The organism is Streptomyces sp. 7-21, from assembly GCF_016741785.1.
In the GTDB taxonomy this organism is placed as follows: domain Bacteria; phylum Actinomycetota; class Actinomycetes; order Streptomycetales; family Streptomycetaceae; genus Streptomyces.
Window position 1 is genome coordinate 267898 of the sequence record NZ_JAERRL010000002.1, and the last position, 19348, is coordinate 287245.

General features: G+C 72.0%; 15 protein-coding genes. 14 read left to right on the forward strand and 1 reads right to left on the reverse strand.

Features of this window, described 5'->3' with window-relative positions; translation table 11 throughout:
• Positions 1 to 264 precede the first annotated feature (264 nt).
• The 14 genes from JK356_RS03375 to JK356_RS03440 all read left to right on the forward strand — a co-directional run bounded on the left by JK356_RS03375 (position 265) and on the right by JK356_RS03440 (position 17632).
• Positions 265 to 1848, forward strand: a complete 1584-nt coding sequence (locus JK356_RS03375; protein WP_201865966.1) for a methylmalonyl-CoA mutase — start codon at positions 265 to 267, stop codon at positions 1846 to 1848.
• A gap of 190 nt (positions 1849 to 2038) precedes the next feature.
• Positions 2039 to 3442 carry a DUF6716 putative glycosyltransferase gene (locus JK356_RS03380; RefSeq protein ID WP_201865967.1) on the forward strand — a complete coding sequence of 468 codons (1404 nt, stop codon included), beginning with the start codon at positions 2039 to 2041 and terminating at the stop codon, positions 3440 to 3442.
• 181 nt (positions 3443 to 3623) lie between these two features.
• Complete coding sequence (locus JK356_RS03385) at positions 3624 to 4829, forward strand: acylneuraminate cytidylyltransferase (protein ID WP_201865968.1); 1206 nt, start codon at positions 3624 to 3626, stop codon at positions 4827 to 4829.
• Entirely contained in the window at positions 4826 to 5770 is a 945-nt protein-coding gene (locus tag JK356_RS03390) for an N-acetylneuraminate synthase family protein (RefSeq protein WP_201865969.1), read from the forward strand. Before JK356_RS03385 ends, JK356_RS03390 begins: the two co-directional genes overlap by 4 nt.
• Positions 5771 to 5811: 41 nt before the next feature.
• A complete protein-coding gene (locus JK356_RS03395) occupies positions 5812 to 6864 on the forward strand; it encodes a hypothetical protein (RefSeq protein ID WP_201865970.1) in 1053 nt (350 codons plus the stop codon).
• A 165-nt stretch (positions 6865 to 7029) separates the two neighbouring features.
• Entirely contained in the window at positions 7030 to 8232 is a 1203-nt protein-coding gene (locus JK356_RS03400; protein ID WP_307815379.1) for an amidohydrolase, read from the forward strand.
• 168 nt (positions 8233 to 8400) lie between these two features.
• A complete protein-coding gene (locus JK356_RS03405; RefSeq protein ID WP_201865971.1) occupies positions 8401 to 9432 on the forward strand; it encodes a BMP family protein in 1032 nt (343 codons plus the stop codon).
• Positions 9433 to 9528: 96 nt separating this feature from the next.
• On the forward strand, positions 9529 to 11124 hold the full coding sequence (locus JK356_RS03410) for an ABC transporter ATP-binding protein (RefSeq protein ID WP_201866121.1): 1596 nt from the start codon (positions 9529 to 9531) through the stop codon (positions 11122 to 11124).
• Positions 11125 to 11168: 44 nt separating this feature from the next.
• Positions 11169 to 12290, forward strand: coding sequence for an ABC transporter permease (locus JK356_RS03415; protein WP_201866122.1), 1122 nt, complete (start codon positions 11169 to 11171; stop codon positions 12288 to 12290).
• Positions 12287 to 13582, forward strand: coding sequence for an ABC transporter permease (locus JK356_RS03420; protein ID WP_201865972.1), 1296 nt, complete (start codon positions 12287 to 12289; stop codon positions 13580 to 13582). The genes JK356_RS03415 and JK356_RS03420 overlap by 4 nt, the downstream gene beginning before the upstream one ends.
• Complete coding sequence (locus JK356_RS03425; protein WP_201865973.1) at positions 13582 to 13989, forward strand: cytidine deaminase; 408 nt, start codon at positions 13582 to 13584, stop codon at positions 13987 to 13989. Before JK356_RS03420 ends, JK356_RS03425 begins: the two co-directional genes overlap by 1 nt.
• A gap of 18 nt (positions 13990 to 14007) precedes the next feature.
• Positions 14008 to 15294 (forward strand): thymidine phosphorylase, encoded by a 1287-nt coding sequence (locus tag JK356_RS03430; RefSeq protein WP_201865974.1) that lies wholly within the window; start codon positions 14008 to 14010, stop codon positions 15292 to 15294.
• 290 nt (positions 15295 to 15584) lie between these two features.
• Positions 15585 to 16910 (forward strand): magnesium transporter, encoded by a 1326-nt coding sequence (mgtE, locus tag JK356_RS03435; RefSeq protein ID WP_201865975.1) that lies wholly within the window; start codon positions 15585 to 15587, stop codon positions 16908 to 16910.
• A 173-nt stretch (positions 16911 to 17083) separates the two neighbouring features.
• The gene (locus JK356_RS03440; RefSeq protein WP_201865976.1) at positions 17084 to 17632 is read left to right on the forward strand and encodes a hypothetical protein; all 549 of its coding nucleotides are present in this window, start codon (positions 17084 to 17086) and stop codon (positions 17630 to 17632) included.
• Positions 17633 to 17710: 78 nt separating this feature from the next.
• Here the strand turns inward: JK356_RS03440 and JK356_RS03445 are convergent, their stop codons facing one another.
• Positions 17711 to 19189: an arylsulfotransferase family protein gene (locus JK356_RS03445; protein ID WP_201865977.1), complete on the reverse strand. Its 1479-nt coding sequence runs from the start codon at positions 19187 to 19189 to the stop codon at positions 17711 to 17713.
• Positions 19190 to 19348: the final 159 nt, after the last annotated feature.

Genomic DNA, 19348 nt, shown 5'->3' on the forward strand with positions numbered 1-19348 from the left:
CCCCCCGTACCTCGCGGAGCCCGATGGCGCGGGCGGGGTGGCATTCCCCCTAGCCCCGCCCGCGCACCCCCTCCCGCCGTGCTCTCTTCACTGGTCGCTCGCTGCGTCCCGCCGCTCGCCGTCCGCGTCCCCGCACCCGCTCGCTCTCACCGGGCGCGGCGGTCATGTGAGACATCTCCCAGCCACTTTCCCTCCCGCCTACCGTCGCGTAGTCGCTACAGTCCGTGGCGGACGCGAAGGCGCGACGAGGCGGGAGGCATGCGCATGGTGCGCGAGTCGCAGTCAGGACGGCCGATCGAACCGGTCTACGGCCCGCAGACGCTGAAAGACTGGGATCCCGCCGAGCGTCTGGGAAGCCCCGGGGAGTACCCCTACACACGCGGCGTGTACCCCACGATGTACACCGGCCGCCCCTGGACGATGCGCCAGTACGCCGGGTTCGGCACGGCGGCCGAGTCCAACGCCCGCTACCGGCAGCTCATCGAGCACGGCACCACCGGGCTGTCCGTGGCCTTCGACCTGCCGACCCAGATGGGGTACGACTCCGACGCCCCGCTCGCCCACGGCGAGGTCGGCAAGGTGGGCGTGGCCATCGACTCGGTCGAGGACATGCGGGTCCTGTTTGACGGCATCCCGCTCGGCGAGGTGTCGACCTCGATGACGATCAACGCTCCCGCCGCCCTGTTGCTGCTGCTGTACCAGCTCGTTGCCGAGGAACAGGGCGTCAGCCCCGCCCGGCTGTCGGGCACCATCCAGAACGACGTGCTCAAGGAGTACATCGCCCGCGGCACGTACATCTTCCCGCCCAAGCCCTCGCTCCGGCTGGTCTCGGACATCTTCCGGTACTGCGGGGCGGAGATCCCCCGCTGGAACACGATCTCGATCTCCGGCTACCACATGGCGGAGGCGGGCGCGACCCCGGCGCAGGAGATCGCGTTCACGCTGGCCAACGGCATCGAGTACGTCCGCACGGCGGTGGCCGCGGGCATGGCGGTGGACGACTTCGCGCCGCGGCTGTCGTTCTTCTTCGTCGCCCGCACCACGCTGCTGGAGGAGGTCGCCAAGTTCCGGGCCGCCCGGCGGGTGTGGGCGCGCGTGATGCGGGAGGAGTTCGGCGCGCGGAACCCTAAGTCGCTGATGCTCCGTTTCCACACCCAGACGGCCGGGGTGCAGCTGACGGCGCAGCAGCCCGAGGTCAACCTGGTCCGGGTGGCGGTGCAGGCGCTGGCGGCCGTGTTCGGCGGCACCCAGTCGCTGCACACCAACGCCTACGACGAGGCGATCGCGCTGCCCACCGACAAGTCCGCCCGGCTGGCGCTGCGGACCCAGCAGGTGCTGGCCCACGAGACCGACGTCACGGCGACGGTGGACCCGTTCGCGGGCTCCTACGCGATCGAGGCCATGACCGACGACCTGGAGGAGGCCATCACCGCGCTGATGCGCCAGGTCGAGGAGCGCGGCGGCGCCGTGGCCGCGATCGAGCAGGGTTTCCAGAAGACGGAGATCGAGCGTTCGGCCTACCGCGTCGCCCAGGAGACCGAGGCGGGGGAGCGGGTCGTCGTCGGCGTCAACCGCTTCACCATCGACGAGGAGGAGCCGTACGAGCCGCTGCGCGTGGACCCGGCGATCGAGGAGCGCCAGGCCCGGCGGCTCGCGGCGCTGCGCGCCGAGCGGGACGGGGGCGCCGTCAGCGCGGCGCTCTCCCGGCTGGCGCGGGCGGCCGAGCGGCGCGAGGAGAACGTGCTGTACCCGATGAAGGAGGCGCTGCGGGCGCGTGCGACCGTGGGGGAAGTGTGCGACACGCTCCGCGGTGTGTGGGGTGCGTATGTGCCCTCGGAGACCTTCTGAAGCCAGTCGCCGTTCCTGCCCGTATGATGAGACGAATTCGGCGTACGGGTGTCCTTTCCGTGAACTGCCGTGAAAATGTGGAGGAACGCGTGTGCTCACCGGGCGAGTTGGTTTTCCGGCGGCATGCTGTTAACTGGTTGTTGTGACTGAGTTGGCCCGGCGATCGGCACCCTTGCCTAGCGTTGACGATGTGCCCGACCGATCCCCTGCCCCACCCCGCGTGGCCGTGCTGGCGGATTCCGATACCCGGTGGAAGTGGGGCGCACTGACCGCACGCCGGATAGCGCCCGGGTCACAGGTGCACGGTTTTCTGCTGCGTGGCCGCGCCACCCCCACCGAGCGCCAGCTCGCCGAGACCGGTGCGGAGGCCGACGAGCTGCGGGAGATCGACGCACACAGCTTCCTCGCCCGAATGGCCCAGTGCGCACCCGCTGCCGGCAGCAGCGCGGACGGTTCGCCGGACAGCCTCCCCAGCGGCACTGACACGGGCAGCCAGGGCTACGACGTGGTCGTCCTCGCCTGCGTCGGCGGCACCATCCAGGCCATGCTCCACGGCCTCGCCCGGGCCTGGCACGGCGCCCGGCGCCGCCCCGTGATCGTCACCGGCTACGTCGGCGTGGTCTACGAGAAGCTGACCGACGGCCTGCTGCTGCGCCACGGCGCCGACATGATCCTCGCCAACAGCCGCTTCGACGCCGAGCGGTTCCGCGCCGTCTACGAGGGCGTGCGCGCCGACGCCTCCGCCGTCACCGAGTGCGCCCTGCCGTTCCTGGGCGGCGACCCGTACGACCCCGAAGCCGTCGAACGCGGCGAGCGGCCGTTCCGCGTCGTCTTCGCCGTGCAGCCCTCCGTGCCCGACAGCCGCCGCGACCGGGTCTACCTGCTGGAGCGCGCCATGGACCACGCGCGGGCGCACCCGTCGCGCGAGGTCGTGCTGAAGCTGCGCAGCAAGCCGGGCGAGCACACCACCCATGTGGAGGAACTGCCCTACCAGCGTCTCGCCGACCGGGCCAAGGACCGCCAGCCGCCGAACTTCCGGCTGTCGTACGGCAACATGGGCGAGGTGCTGGACGGCACCGACCTGCTGGTCACCGTCAGCTCCACCGCGGCCCTGGAGGCGCTCCAGCGCGGCATCCCCGCCGCGATCCTCACCGACCTCGGCATCCGCGAGCCGCTCGGCAATCACTACTTCGCCGGCTCCGGCTGCTACGCCTCCTGGGACGAGCTGGACAGCGGCTACCTGCCGCGTCCCGACGCCGGCTGGCTGGAGCGGCAGGGCATCGGCGCGTCGCCCGACGAGGCGTTCACCGAGGCGCGCAAGCGGCTGAGCGAACTGGTGGCGGCCGCCCGGGAGGGCGAGCTGCTGCCGATCGCGCCCTACTACACGGTCAGGACCGCCCCCGGCTACCTGCCGCACGTCCTGGCGCGGCACGGCCTCGACGTCACGGGCGAGCCGGACGCCAGCCGCGCGCCGCAGCCCGCGACCGGGCTGCGCGGCGCCTCCCGCCGGGTGCTGCGCCGCACCGCCCGGGGCGCCTACCGCGCCGGTGTGCAGCGTGTGGCGCCCGTGATCCGACGGTGGGGGCAGCTGTGAGGCAGCGTGAGCGCAACGGACCGGGCCGGTGGAGCGTCGAACAGAAAGACAACAATGGGCGAAGCCGTGAGGCGGTCAGCGAGACTGTGCGATGTGATGAGCTACAGGACGTCTGTGTCCTGACCCTCGCCCCGCTGCCCGCGGACACCAGCCAGACGACACCGGAACGAAGGCAAGAGCCATGAGCACTGTGCTCGCAGTCATCCCCGCGCGAGGTGGTTCGAAGGGGGTGCCAGGCAAGAACATGGCCCCCGTCGGGGACGCCCCGCTGATCACCCGCGCCGTGCGCGAGTGCCGCGCTGCCAAGCTGCTGACCGCCGTCGTCGTCTCCACCGACGACGAGCGCATCGCCACCGCCGCCCACGCGGCGGGCGCGGAGGTCATCGAGCGCCCCGCCCAGATCTCCAGCGACACCGCCACCAGCGAGTCCGCGGTGCTCCACGCGATGGACGTCTACCAGGAACGCCACGGCGTCACCGTGGACGTGGTGCTGCTCGTGCAGTGCACCAGCCCGTTCCTGACGAGCGAGGAGGTCGACGGGGTGGCCGCCGCCGTCCTCGACGGCGCGGACACGGCGCTGACCGTCGCGCCGTTCCACGGCTTCGTCTGGCGCGAGGACCCCGGGGCCGGGGCGCACGGGGTCAACCACGACAAGTCGCACCGCCCCCGCCGCCAGGACCGCCCCGAGGACCTGCTGGAGACCGGCGCCGTCTACGGCATGCGCGCCGAGGGCCTGCGCACCGAGAAGCACCGTTTCTTCGGCCGCACCGAGCTGGTCCGCACGGACCCGGCCCGGGTGCTGGAGATCGACGACCCGCACGACCTGGCCCGGGCCCGCGCGCTGGCGCCGCTGCTGGACGGCGGGCGGAGCGACGCGCCCGCCAGGCCGTTCCCCGACTACCTGCCGACCCGCGACGACATCGACGCGGTCGTGCTCGACTTCGACGGCACCCAGACCGACGACCGGGTGCTCGTCGACTCCGAAGGACGGGAGATCGTGGCCGTGCACCGCGGCGACGGGCTCGGCATCGCCGCGCTGCGTCGCGCGGGCATTCCGCTGCTCATCCTGTCCACGGAGGAGAATCCGGTCGTCGCCGCACGGGCCCGGAAACTCCGCATCCCCGTGCTGCACGGCGTCGAGCGGAAGGACCTCGCGCTGAAACAGTGGTGCGAGGAGCAGCACATCGCGCCAGAGCGCGTGCTCTACGCGGGCAACGACGTCAACGACCTGCCATGCTTCGGCCTTGTGGGCTGGCCGGTCGCCGTCGCGAACGCCCATGACATCGTTCGCGGCGCCGCCCGCGCGGTCACCTCCGCACCGGGAGGGGCCGGCGCGATCCGCGAGATCGCCTCGTGGATCCTCGGAAAGGAACTGACAGCATCATGACCCCAGGCAACCGTCTGCGTAAGCTCGGCGACCGCATTGTGGGCCCTGGCCGCCCGGTCTATGTCACGGGCGAGATCGGCATCAACCACAACGGTGATCTGGAGAACGCCTTCGCGCTCATCGACGCCGCTGTGGAAGCGGGCTGCGACGCCGTGAAGTTCCAGAAGCGCACCCCGGAGATCTGCACTCCGCGCGACCAGTGGGACATCGAACGGGACACCCCGTGGGGCCGGATGACGTACATCGACTACCGGCACCGCGTCGAGTTCGGCGAAGACGACTACCGGGCGATCGACGACTACTGCCGCCGCAAGGGCATCCACTGGTTCGCCTCCCCGTGGGACACCGAGGCGGTCGCGTTCCTGGAGCAGTTCGACGTGCCGGCGCACAAGGTCGCCTCGGCGTCGCTGACCGACGACGAGCTGCTGCGGACGCTGCGGGCCACCGGCCGGACCATCATCCTGTCCACCGGCATGTCCACCCCGAAGCAGATCCGGCACGCGGTTGAGGTGCTCGGCAGCGAGAACATCCTGCTGTGCCACGCGACGAGCACCTACCCGGCGAAGGCCGAGGAGCTGAACCTCCGGGTGATCCACACGCTCCAGCGTGAGTACCCGAACGTGCCGATCGGCTACTCCGGTCACGAGACCGGCCTGCAGACGACGCTGGCCGCCGTCGCGCTCGGCGCCGTCTTCGTCGAGCGTCACATCACGCTCGACCGCGCGATGTGGGGCTCCGACCAGGCCGCCTCCGTCGAGCCGCAGGGCCTGGCCCGGCTGGTGCGGGACATCCGCATCATCGAGGAGTCCCTCGGTGACGGCGTGAAGAAGGTCTACGAGAGCGAGCTCGCGCCGATGAAGAAGCTGCGCCGCGTCAAGGGTGTCGTCGCGGAGCAGGAGGAGGCGGCCAAGGGCGACGAGCTGGAGCACGCCTCCGTCTGATCCGTCGGAGTCGGCCACACGGGAGAACGGACGTATGTCGCATGCGTGACCATTCGGCACGGACGCTGGCCTTCGCCGAGAGCCCGGTCCAGCTCCTCAACATCCTGGAGTGGTCCCACGCGGCTGATCCGGGTGCCTTCACGGTGGTCATCCTGCCGCCGCACGGCACGCGCGGCGCCGCGAGCCGCGGGCAGCTGCGCCGCATGGCGCAGCTCGCCCGCGGCGCCGGCTGCCGGGTGCTGTGGCGCGAGGCGCGCGGCGGCGCGGTGACGCCCTCGCGGGCGCTGGCCGCGCTGGCCGGGCCGCTGCGCCGGGCGCGGCGGCTGGTGCTCGGCGATCCGTTCTCCCGTTACCTTCAGCTCCTGCTGTCCATGGCGGGCCGCTGCGACGTGGTGGTCGTCGACGACGGCACCGCCACCATGGAGTTCACGGCGCAGCTCGGCCGTGGCGAGCGGCTGGTGCGCTGGCACCGCGGCGCCCCCCGGGGCGCGGCGGCGGCGCTGTTCGCGCCGGTCGCCCGCCGGGCGGTGCGGCGGCTGACGCCCGGAGCCGGGCAGCGCGTCGAGGTGTTCACGGCGATGCCGGTGCAGCCGGTGGACGGCGTGACCGTCGTCGCCAACGACTTCGCCTGGACCCGCTCCCGCTTCGGTCCGCCCGAACTGACCGGCGGCGCTGACCTGGTGGGCACCTCGCTGGTCGAGACGGGGGTGCTGCACGAGAGCCGCTACCTGGCCGCCGTCGCCCAGCTCGCCCGCGCCCACGGCGTCACGCGTTACTTCGCGCACCGCAAGGAGAGCCCGGAGAAACTGCGGCGGCTGACCGACGAGACGGGCATGGAGATCCTCCGCCCGGACCTGCCGCTCGAACTCATCGCCCGCAAGGGGCCGATCGGCTCCCGCATCCTCAGCTTCCCCTCCACCGTGGTGCATACGCTGCCGCGCGTGCTCGCGGGCACCTCCGTCGGCGTGGCCGTCATCGACATATCCGAGGCCTGGCTGACCGACCGCGTCTCCGACCGGGCCAGCGGCTTCCTCGCCACGGTGACGACCTCCGCGCTCACCCGCGGCGTCACGTCGCTGACGATTCCCAGCTGACCCAGCTGACCCAGCTGACCCCAGCCGAGCATCAGCCGCGCAGCGCAGAACGAAGGCGCAGTAATACCCCAACGCGCCCACCGTTATGCGCGCGAGCTCCGTCCAGCGAGTGAACTTTCCGTAACGAACGGGCGGTTGATCGCTGAAGAGGGTTAGTCTCGATTCGTGAGTGATCCGCTGTCTCTCCCCGGCACCCTGGACGAAGCCCTCCGCGCTGAGCTGATCGCGTTCCGCCGCGACCTGCACATGCACCCGGAGCTGGGCCACCAGGAGGTGCGCACGACGGCGGTACTCCGGCAGCGGCTGGAGCGGGCCGGACTGGCCCCGCGCGTCCTCACCACCGGCACCGGCCTGGTGTGCGACATCGGCGCCGCCGAGGGCGTGGCCAACGCCGACGCCCCGCTGCTGGCGCTGCGCGCCGACATCGACGCGCTGCCCATCCCCGACACCAAGACCGTGCCCTACCGGTCGACAGTCTCCGGCCGCGCCCACGCCTGCGGACACGACGTGCACACCACGGTCGTGCTCGGTGCGGGCCTGGTGCTGGCCGCGCTGGCGCGCGAGGGCCGCCTGCCCCGCCCGGTGCGGCTGCTCTTCCAGCCCGCCGAGGAGGTGCTGCCCGGCGGTGCGACCGATGCCATCGACGCCGGCGTGCTGGAGGGCGTCGGCAGCATCTTCGCGCTCCACTGCGATCCCCGCGTGGACGCCGGGCGCATCGGGGTCCGCACCGGCGCGATCACCTCGGCGTGCGACCTGATCAAGGTCAAGCTCAGCGGCCCCGGCGGTCACACCGCCCGGCCGCACCTGACGACCGACCTGGTCACGGCCGCGGCCAGGATCGCCACCGAGGTGCCCGCGCTGCTCGCCCGCCGCGTCGACACCCGGGCCGGCCTGGCCGTCACCTGGGGCCGCCTGTGCGCCGGCGACGCCCCCAACGTCATCCCGCAGACCGCCGAGCTCTCCGGCACCATGCGCTGCCTGGACCTCGCGGCCTGGCGCACCGCCCCCGACCTGGTGCACGCCGCGATCGACGAGGTCGCCGCGCTCTACCGGGCCAAGACCGAGCTGCAGTACGTCCGGGGCGTCCCGCCGGTGGTCAACGACGCCGCGGCCACGGACCTGCTGACCCGCGCCATGACCGCCCGCTACGGCGCGGACGCGGTGGAGCCGACCGAACAGAGCCTGGGCGGCGAGGACTTCTCCTGGTACCTGGAGCACGTGCCGGGCGCCATGGCCCGGCTGGGCGTGCGCACCCCCGGCGAGACCACGGCCGCGCCGCGCGACATCCACCAGGGCGATTTCGACATCGACGAGCGCGCGATCACCACGGGTGTCGAACTGCTCACCGCGGTGGCGCTGCTCGGCTGACCCGCCGCGCGGACACCGGGCGGCGGCCCGCGCTATGTTGCGCCGCGGTTGCGTTCACACCGATCTGATAACGGGCCTTGAACGCTGCTTTACGGCTTTTCTACGCGCGTTACGATCGGCGCACCAGCGCCGTGGGAGGCGCTAAGTCGACCGAAGGGATCGTTCCTCTTGCGCCGCGTACCCAGACTCGCAGCGATGATCGCCAGCACGGCGGTCCTGGCGCTCACCGCCAGCGCCTGCGGAGAGAGTTCCACGGAAAGCAACTCGGGTGAGGACCTCGGTCCCGCCATCGCCTTCGACGTCGGAGGCCGCGACGACGCCTCCTTCAACGAATCCGCCGCCCGCGGCGCCGACCAGGCCGCCGACGAGCTCGGCCTGGAGATCGAGTACGCCACGGCCCGTAACGAGGAGACGGACGCCGACCGCGTCCAGCGCCTGGAGTCCCTCGCCAACGCCGGCCACAACCCCGTGATCGCCGTCGGCTACCTGTACGGCAACGCCGTCGAGCGGGTCGCCGCCGACTACCCGGACACGACGTTCGGCATCGTCGACGCCACCGCCGAGGGCGACAACGTCTACAGCATGGTCTTCGCCGAGCACGAGGGCTCCTACCTCGCCGGCGTCGCCGCCGCGCTGAAGACCGAGTCGGGCCAGGTCGGCTTCATCGGCGGCGTCAACAACCCGCTGATCCAGAAGTTCGAGGCCGGGTTCGTCCAGGGCGTCCAGGACACCGACGACAGCATCGACGTCCAGGTCGAGTACCTCTACGAGAACGACGACCGCGGCTTCAACGACGTCGCGCGCGCCGCCGACAAGGCCAGCGGCATGCTGGACCGCGGCATCGACGTGATCTACACCGCCGCGGGCCAGTCCGGCATGGGCGCCATCGAGGAGGTCGCCGCGGCCGACGGCGCCTGGGCGATCGGTGTGGACTCCGACCAGTACGAGCAGCCCGGTCTGCGCGACTACCGCGACTCGATCCTGACGTCCGTCGTCAAGAGCGTGGACCTGGCGGTCTTCGACCTCATCGAGCAGGTGGAGAACGGCGAGTCCCCCTCCGGCGTCCACGAGTACACCCTCGCCGAGGGCGGCGTCTCGCTGGCCACCTCCGGCGGGTTCATCGACGACATCAGCGACGAGATCGAGGACGCGCAGCAGCGCATCACCGACGGCGAGACCGAGGTCAGCGAGACCCCGTAACCCGCCGGCGGCACGCCGCGCCGCCCCCTCCGGGCGAGGGAGCGGCGCGGCGACCCGTGCCCGTTCCGTTCACCGTCCCCCACAGGAGCGTGCGTCATCACAGCCTCCAGCAGCCCGCCAGGGCACGGCAGTACCGCGGCCGTTGAGCTGCGCGGCATCACCAAGCGCTTCCCCGGTGTGGTGGCCAACCACGACATCAACATCACCGTGGAGCGCGGCACCGTGCACGCCCTCGTCGGCGAGAACGGCGCGGGCAAGTCCACCCTGATGAAGATCCTCTACGGGATGCAGCGTCCCGACGAGGGCACCATCACCATCGACGGGGAGACGGTCGACTTCCGCAGCCCGGCCGACGCGATCGCCCGCGGCATCGGCATGGTGCACCAGCACTTCATGCTGGCCGACAACCTCACCGTCCTGGAGAACACCGTGCTGGGCGCCGAGCGCCTGTACGGCATCGGCCAGCGCGCCCGCGAACGCGTGCTGGAGCTGTCCGAGACGTACGGCCTGGCGGTGCGCCCCGACGTGCTCGTCGAGGAGATCGGCGTCGCCGACCGCCAGCGCGTGGAGATCCTCAAGGTCCTCTACCGGGGCGCCCGCACCCTCATCCTCGACGAGCCCACGGCGGTGCTGGTGCCGCAGGAGGTGGACGCGCTCTTCGAGAACCTCCGCGGCCTGACCGACGAGGGCCTGACCGTGCTGTTCATCTCCCACAAGCTGGGGGAGGTGCTGTCCGTCGCGGACGCCATCACCGTCATCCGGCGCGGCACCACGGTCGCCTCGGTCACGCCCGCCGAGACCACGCCGAAGCAGCTGGCCGAGCTGATGGTGGGCAGCCAGCTGCCGACGCCCGAGACCCGCGAGTCCACGGTCACCGACGAGCCGGTGCTGACCGTCTCCGGGCTGAGCCTGAGCGGCAGCGACGCCGACGGCGTGCCCCGGCGGATCCTGTCGGACATCGACTTCACCATCCACCGCGGTGAGGTGCTCGGCATCGCGGGCGTCGAGGGCAACGGCCAGGCCGAGCTGGTCGAGGCGATCATGGGCATCCGGCAGCCCGACGCCGGGACCATCACCCTCGCCGGGGAGGACCTGACCCGGGCCTCGACCCGGACCCGCCGCGAGCGCGGCATCGGCTACATCCCCGAGGACCGCCACCGCCACGGCCTGCTGCTCCAGGCGCCGCTGTGGGAGAACCGCATGCTGGGCCACGTCACGCAGCCGCCCAACAGCCGCGGCCCGTGGCTGACGGCCGGCCAGGCCCGGCGCGACACCGAGCGCATCGTCCGCGAGTACGACGTGCGCACCCCCGGCATCGAGGTCACGGCGGGCAGCCTCTCCGGCGGCAACCAGCAGAAGCTGATCGTCGGCCGCGAGATGAGCCACGACCCGCGGATCCTCATCGCCGCCCACCCCACCCGCGGGGTGGACGTCGGCGCGCAGGCGGAGATCTGGGACCGCATCCGGCAGGCCCGCTCCGACGGCCTGGCGGTGCTGCTGATCTCCGCCGACCTGGACGAGCTGATCGGCCTGTCGGACAGCCTGCGCGTCATCTACGGCGGGCGGCTCGTCGCCGACGCCGATCCGGCCACGATCACGCCGGAGCAGCTGGGCACCGCCATGACCGGCGCCGCCACCGGGCACCTTGAGCAGCCGGGCGGCGAGCCGGGAGCGGGGGAGGAGAACGAGTGAGCGCCCCGACGACCACCGGCCCGGCGAAGCGGCCGGGCCTGCGGCTGCCGCGCCTGGACCGGGACCGCCTGGTGCTGGCGCTGGCCGCGCCGCTGCTGGCCATCGTCACCGCCGTGGTCATCACCTCGGTGGTGATGTCCATCACCGGGCAGGACCCGTTCCACGCCTACCAGGTGATGCTGGACTTCGGCAGCAAGAGCGACAGCCAGGTCTGGATCATCAACCGGGCCATCCCGTACTACCTGGCGGCGGCGGCCGTGGCCATCGGCTTCCGCATGAACCTGTTCAACATCGGCGTGGACGGCCAGTACCGGGTCGCCGCCTTCTTCGCCGCGGCGGTCGGCGGCTCGCTGTCCCTGCCGGGGCCGCTGGCGACCGTGGTGATCATCGTGACCGCCATGGCGTGCGGCGCCCTGTGGTCCGGCATCGCCGGCTACCTGAAGGCCACCCGGGGCGTGAACGAGGTCATCACGACCATCATGCTCAACTTCCTGGCGGGCGCGCTGATCGGCTACTTCCTCCAGGAAAGCCGCCTCGGCGAGCGGGAGGGCAACATCATTCACACGCCCGACCTGCCCGAGTCGGCGATGTTCTTCGAGTTCGCCACGCAGGTGCAGCCCATCCACGGCACGGTGCTGCTGGCCGTGGCGGCGGGCCTGGCCTACTGGTTCGTACTCGGCCGCACCCGCTTCGGCTTCGACCTGCGGGCGGTGGGCCGCTCCGAGCCGGCCGCTGAGGCCAGCGGCGTGAGCGTCAAGCGCACCGTCGTCACGGCGATGCTGCTCTCCGGCGCGGTCGCGGGCCTGGTCGGCATGCCGACCCTGCTGAACGAGTCTGGCAACTACGGCAACGACTTCCCCGAGGGCATCGGCTTCACCGGCATCGCCATCGCGCTGCTCGGCCGCAACCACGCGATCGGCATGGCGTTCGCCGCCCTGCTGTGGGGCTTCCTGGAGCGCACCGGCACGCAGCTGGAGATCGAGGGCTACGCCCAGGAGATCGTCGGCGTCATGCAGGGCATCATCGTGCTCTCCGTCGTCGTCGCCTACGAACTCGTGCGCCGCTGGGGCGTGCGCCGCCAGCAGCGCCTGGTGGGCGAGCGGTCCGGCAAGGCCACCCCCAGCACCCCACCCAGCACCGACGACTCGGCGGAGGTGTCCGCGTGACCAGCGTTCCGAACGCCGTCTCCCAGCGGCTCCGCCCCGGCAAGGAGCCCGCGCCGGGCGCCCCGGTGCGCCGCCGCGTGACCCTGCCCGTCGTGCTGCTGATCCTCGCGGGCGGCCTGCTGCTGTTCTCCGTCGCGCGCGTGGTCACGGGGGAACAGAGCCTGACCCAGACCGCGCAGTGGAGCAGCGCGCTCAGCTACGCCGTGCCGATCGGCCTGGCCGGTCTCGGCGGGCTGTGGGCCGAGCGCGCGGGCGTCATCAACATCGGCCTCGAGGGCATGATGATGCTCGGCATGTTCGCGGCCGGGTGGATCGGCTGGCAGTACGGGCCGTGGGCGGCCGTGGTGGCCGGGATCGTGGGCGGGGCCCTCGGCGGCCTGCTGCACGCGCTGGCGACGGTGACGTTCGGCGTGGACCACATTGTCTCCGGTGTCGCCATCAACATCCTGGCGCTGGGCGTCGTGCAGTTCCTCGCCAAGCTGTGGTTCGGCGCGGAGGGCAGCGAGGCCGCCGCGCTGGGCGGCAACGACAAGCAGTCGCCGCAGATGGACCCCATGACGCCGTTCACGGTGCCGGGGGTCTCCGACTGGCTCGGCGACCTCGCGGCCAAGCGGTGGTTCCTGGTCTCGGACGCCGCCGGGATACTGGGGGCGGCGGTGCGCCAGGTGTCGTGGCTGACGCTGCTGGCGGTGGCGCTGTTCGTGGTCTCCTACGTGGTGCTGTGGCGTACCTCCTTCGGCCTGCGGCTGCGGTCGTGCGGCGAGAACCCGCAGGCCACCGAGTCGCTCGGCGTGAACGTCTACGTCTACAAGTACGCGGCGCTGGCGGTCTCCGGCGCGCTGGCCGGGCTCGGCGGCGCCTACCTGGCGGTGCTGATCCGCATGTACCAGGACGGCCAGACCGGCGGGCGCGGCTACCTCGGCCTGGCGACGATGATCTTCGGCAACTGGCGGCCCGGCGGCGTCGCCACCGGCGCGGGCCTGTTCGGCTTCACCGACTCCCTCCAGAACCGCGGCGGCGGCGACACAGTCCACGCGGCGCTGCTGCTGTTCGCGCTGGCGCTGGCGGCCTGGGCGGTGTGGCAGTTCACGCGCGGCAGGCACCGGGCCGCGGCCGTGTGCCTCGTGGTGGCGGCGCTGCTCGCCCTGTGGTACGCGACGACCGACACCATGCCCAGCGAGATGGTCTCGGCCACGCCCTACCTGACGACGCTGCTGGTGCTGGCGCTGTTCTCGCAGCGGCTGCGGCCGCCCAAGGCCATCGGCAAGCCGTACCGCAGGGGCGAGGAGTGATGAGCGAGCACCCCGCGGCCCCGCTGCCGCCCGCGGAGTGGGACGCGCTGCGCCGCGCCGCCCGCGAGGCCATGAGCCGGGCGTACGCCCCGTACTCGCGGTACCCGGTGGGCGCCGCCGCCCGGGTGGACGACGGCCGCACCGTGACGGGCTGCAACGTGGAGAACGCCTCGTACGGCCTGGGCCTGTGCGCCGAGTGCGGGCTGGTCTCCGCGCTGCACGCCACCGGCGGCGGCCGGCTCACCCACTTCACCTGCTGCGACGGGCAGGGCCGTGTCATCACCCCGTGCGGCCGCTGCCGCCAGCTGCTGATGGAGCACGGCGGGCCGTCGCTCGCCGTGGACACCCCCGACGGCGTCCGCACCCTCGCCGAGCTGCTGCCCGGCGCGTGGACGCTGGAGCGTTAGGAACAGAGCGGAGCAACCGTGGACGCCATCACCGTCATCCGTGCCAAGCGCGACGGGCACGCGCTGACGCCCGAGCAGATCGACTGGGTCATCGCCGCGTACACCCGGGGCGAGGTCGCCGAGGAGCAGATGTCCGCCCTCGCCATGGCGATCCTGCTCAACGGTATGGACCGCGCGGAGATCGCGCGCTGGACCGCCGCGATGATGGCGTCGGGGGAGCGGCTGGACTTCTCCGGCCTGGACCGGCCCACGGTGGACAAGCACTCCACGGGCGGCGTCGGCGACAAGATCACGCTGCCGCTGGCGCCGCTGGTCGCCGCCTGCGGGGCGGCCGTGCCGCAGCTGTCGGGCCGGGGCCTGGGCCACACCGGCGGGACGCTGGACAAGCTGGAGGCCATCCCCGGCTGGCGGGCGCGGCTGTCCACGGCGGAGATGACCCGCCTGCTGGGCGAGGTGGGCGCGGTGATCTGCGCGGCGGGCGAGGGCCTGGCCCCGGCCGACCGGAAGCTGTACGCGCTGCGGGACGTGACGGGCACCGTCGAGTCGATCCCGCTGATCGCCTCCTCGATCATGTCGAAGAAGATCGCGGAGGGCACCGGCGCGCTGGTGCTGGACGTGAAGGCGGGCTCCGGGGCGTTCATGAAGTCGCGCGAGGACGCCCGCGAACTGGCCGAGACGATGGTGAGCCTGGGCACCGACCACGGGGTGCGGACGGTGGCGCTGCTCACCGACATGTCCACGCCGCTGGGGCTGACCGCGGGCAACGCGCTGGAGGTCAGGGAGGCCGTGGAGGTGCTGGCCGGCGGCGGCCCGCGGGACGTGCGGGAGCTGACGCTGGCCCTGGCGCGCGAGATGCTGGACGCGGCCGGGCTCGGCGACGCCGACCCGGAGCGGGCGCTGGCGGACGGCTCGGCCATGGACGTGTGGCGCCGCATGATCGCCGCGCAGGGCGGCGACCCGGACGCGCCGCTGCCCTCGGCGCGGGAGCGGCACACCGTGCCTGCCCCGGCCAGCGGGGTCCTCACCCGGCTCGACGCCTACGGGGTGGGCCTGGCCGCGTGGCGGCTGGGCGCCGGGCGCGCCCGCAAGGAGGACCCGGTGCAGGCGGCGGCCGGGGTGGAGCTGCACGCCAAGCCGGGCGACCGGGTCACCGAGGGGCAGCCGCTGCTGACGCTCCACACCGACACCCCGGACCGCTTCCCGGCGGCGCTGGCCGCGCTGGCGGAGGAGGACGCGGTCCGCGTGGAGCGGGACGTCCCCGAGGGGGACACCGGCTCGGTGGTTTTCGGCCGCGTCACTGCCTGAGGGCGGCCCGGCGGTAAGCCTCCGCTCGTGCAACGTTCATGCTACGGACGGCCAGCGGTGTCCTGAATGTCTGATTTTTTGTCATGATCGTTGCTGATGGCTAGTACCCTGAAGAACGGTTGTGGCGGAGCGACACGACGGGAGGTGAGGCTGCGATGCGCAGTGACCCTCCTAGTCATCCCCCGCGCCGCGTCCACGAGCCCAGGTAAGGAGACGGCCCGGGGCTCCCGGCGCGTGCGCGGATTCCGGATGCCCGTGACCGCCTTCCGTTCTCTGGGGGTTCCTCCGTCATGACGCACCTGCCTGCCCTGCTCGAGGACCACGACCTCGCGGGCGCCCTGGAGTGGCTGGAGACCCAGCCGCCCTACGCCATCGCCGACGAGATCGCCCGTATGGACGAGGTGAACTCCGTCGTCACCTTCCGGCTGCTGGACAAGGACCGCGCGCTGGAGGTCTTCGAGGAGCTGGATCCCGTCGACCAGCAGCAGATCCTGGAAGGGCTGCGCGACCAGCCGTTCCGCGAGCTGGTCGAGAACATGGACCCCGACGACCGGGCGCGGATGCTCAAGGAGGCGCCCGCCAAGGTCGCCAAGCGGGTGCTGGCCGGGCTAAGCGCCCACGAGCGGCAGATGACCGCCGCGCTGCTCGGCTACCCCGAAGGCTCGGTCGGGCGGTTCATGACGCCCGAGACCGTGGCCTTGCAGCAGGAGCTGACGGTCTCGCAGGCGCTGGAGACGGTGCGCCGCCGCGGCGCGCAGGCCGAGACGATCTACACGCTGCCCGTGGTGGACCGGGGGCGGCGGCTGACCGGCATCGTCGAGCTGCGGGAGCTGGTGCTCAGCGAGCCGGAGACGCAGGTGGCCTCGCTGGTGGTGACCGAGCCGCCCAAAGCGCGCGCCACCGACCGGGCGGAGGACGCGGCCCGCCTGATGCGGGAGACCAACGTCCTGGACCTGCCGGTCGTCGACAGCGAGGACCGCCTGGTGGGCCTGCTGACGATCGACGACGCGGTGGAGGTGCTGGAGGCGGCCGACACCGAGGACGTGGCGCGGCAGTCGGGCGCGGAGCCGCTGGAGCGGCACTACATGTCGGCGTCGGTGTTCCAGCTGTCCCGGACGCGGCTGATGTGGCTGATGCTGCTGATGCTGGCCGCCACGCTGACGGTCTCGGTGACGCAGGCGTTCGAGAGCGAGCTGAACGCGGTGACGCAGCTGGCGCTGTTCGTGCCGCTGCTGATCGGCACGGGCGGCAACTCCGGTGCCCAGGCCGCCACGGCGGCGGTCCGCGCGCTGGCCGTGGGGGAGGTGCGCGTCGGCGACCTGCTGAAGGTGGTCTGGCGCGAGTGCCGCACCGGGCTGCTGCTGGGCTGCATGCTGGCGGCGGTCGGCATGCTGGTGGGGTCGTTGTTCGTCGGCTGGGACGTCGCGCTGGTGGTGGCGCTGACGCTGGTGGCGATCTGTACCTGGGCCTCGACCGTGGGCGGCACGATGCCGCTGCTGGCCAAGCGGCTGCGCATCGACCCGGCGGTGGTGTCCGCCCCCATGGTCACGACGCTGGTCGACGCGACCGGCCTGGTCATCTACTTCTCCATCGCCAAGGTCGTGCTGGGCATCTGACGCGTCATCGATCCGTCATGGCCCCTCGTTAGCGTGCGGGGCACGTGCCGCCTGCGGGGTGCAGACCGCGGACGCAGAACGACCACACCACCGGTGCGGCGCGCGCGCTGCCCTGTGCGCACCCGTGGGCGGGCTGCCCGCCGCCCGGTGCCATCCACGAGGGAAAACGACACATGCGCAAGACGATCCGGCTGGCCGTCCCCGCCGTCATGGCGGCGGCCGTCATCCTGACGGGATGCAACGAGGACGAGGAGGCCGCCGCTCCCGGCGGGGAGAGCGGCGGCGAGCAGACGGAGGAGACGGGCGGCGACGGGCAGGACGCCGGCTCCGGGGATGCCGGGGGGGTCCCCGACCTGAACACGTCCTGGTACCTCATCGAGGACGGCCACGCCAAGCAGCTGACGCTGTACGCCGAGGGCGGTGTCACCGTCGACGCCACCAGCGAGGAGGGCAACGACTGCGGGGGCGCCTACGAGGAGCACCCGACGGTGGAGGTCTGGGAGGACGGCTCCCCGGACACGCCGTGCCCGATCTACTCCGGGGCCGACGGCCAGACGCCCTCGGTCGCGACCATCGCGTCGGCTGACGAGGAGACGCTCGTGCTGCAGTGGGAGAGCGGCCAGTCGGAGACGTTCCAGCGGCTGCCCGACTCGCTGTACGGGGAGAGCGTGGCCGGCCTGGCCGAGGACGAGCTGGAGCAGCTGCTGAACGACGCCGGGTAATCGGGCGCCGCCTGGCGGACGCCGACATGGGGCCGGGGGCCGCGCGTGCGCGCGGCCCCCGGGTGCGATCAGCAGGTATCAGAGGGTAATGGTCGTGCTGCCCAGCGGCTGGCCGTCGGGGCCGAGGGCGGTGACCTGGTAGACGGTGGCACCGTCCGGCGGAGCGATCTCCGTCGTGGTCTCGAAGCCCGCGTCCGGCACGGTCTTCAGCGTCGTGAGGTCGTTCTCGCCCGGTCCGGCCGCCACGCTCCAGGAGGCGACGTCCGTGGCGCCGTTCCAGCTCATGTGCAGCTCGACGCCGTCCTCGGTCGTCTCGCCGATCACGGCGTCGGGGTCGGTGGCCGGGGTGGCGTGCCAGTCGCCGCGCTCGGCGCGGTAGCTGGACCAGCCCTGCTCGAACACGCCGGTGAAGACCGGGCTGCCCGAGGAGAACTCGACCATCTGGCCCGTGATGCCGAAGTTGACCAGCTGGTTGCCGTTCGGCAGGTGCCGGTTGGAGCCGATGTACGGGGTGAACAGCGGCGCCGAGGGCCGGAGTTCCTCGACCAGCTGCGCCGTCATGGCGTTCTCGTCCAGCACGTACGACACGCCGCGCGACAGCGGCGGGACGTGGTTGTTGCCGTTGTCGAACACCGACAGCCGCCCGTCGGGCAGCCGGCGGGCGTCGTGCTGGAAGCTGGGCATGTCGGCGGGGTTGGCGAACGTGAAGTCGCTGTTGTTGCCGCCGAAGCGCCAGATGATCTCGCCGGTGTCCGGGTCGAGCTTGTAGACGGTGCTGGTGCCGCGCGCGCTCACCAGCAGGTTGCCGTCGGTGTCGTACTCCAGCGAGTTGGTGTGGAACAGGTCGAAGGCCTGGCCGAAGCTGGGCTGGGACAGCGACAGCTGGCTCTCGGTCACCGGCAGGTTCTCCAGCGCGGACCACTCGAAGGTGATCTCACCGGTGTCGATGACCTGTTCCTGTATGACGGAGTCGAGTATGAGGGCGTTCTGCGGGCCGCCGTACGGGCTCAGGTCGTACTGGACGGGCACGTAGCTCTGGAGCACCACGCGCTCCCCGTCCGGGCTGAAGGCGAGGTCGTGCGCGTCGGTCGCGTAGCCCTGCACGGAGAAGGTCCGGATCTCGTTGTACGACGTGTCCAGCAGGATGGCCTCGCTCTGGCTGGCGTCGCCCGGCGTGCCCGTCAGCGCGATGCGGAACAGCAGGAGCGCGGGCTGGCCCTCGTACTCGACCTGCCGGAGGTTCATGTAGTTGGTGCCGAACTCCGGCTCCTGCCACCAGACCAGCTCGCCGTTGTTGTCGTAGATCGCGGCGGCTCCCATGCCGGTGCCCAGGCTGCTGGGAGTGGTCATCAGCAGTCCGGGGTCCTCCAGGCCGGTGGGGGTGGTCGTCAGCTCCGCCACGTCTCCCTGGAGGGTGTGGAAGTCGGGGGCGGAGGACGGGGACGGCGCGGTGCCAGCGTCGGGAGCGGCGGCGCTGGCGGATGTCGCGGGGGCGAGAGCGGTGAACAGCGCGGCGGCAGCGGCGACTGCGGCGCCACCGCGTAACTGACGGATCATGAGTCAAGCTCCTTGGATGTGGGGGATGGGCGTCCCAGGGGGGACTTCGCTCACTCATGACGCTTTGTTTCCCACGATGAACTTCTCGTATCAACGTTCGGATTAAAGGAAGAGTAAAGTCGCTGCCTGGAAGTGGTGAACGCGTTTCTACCGAACGGT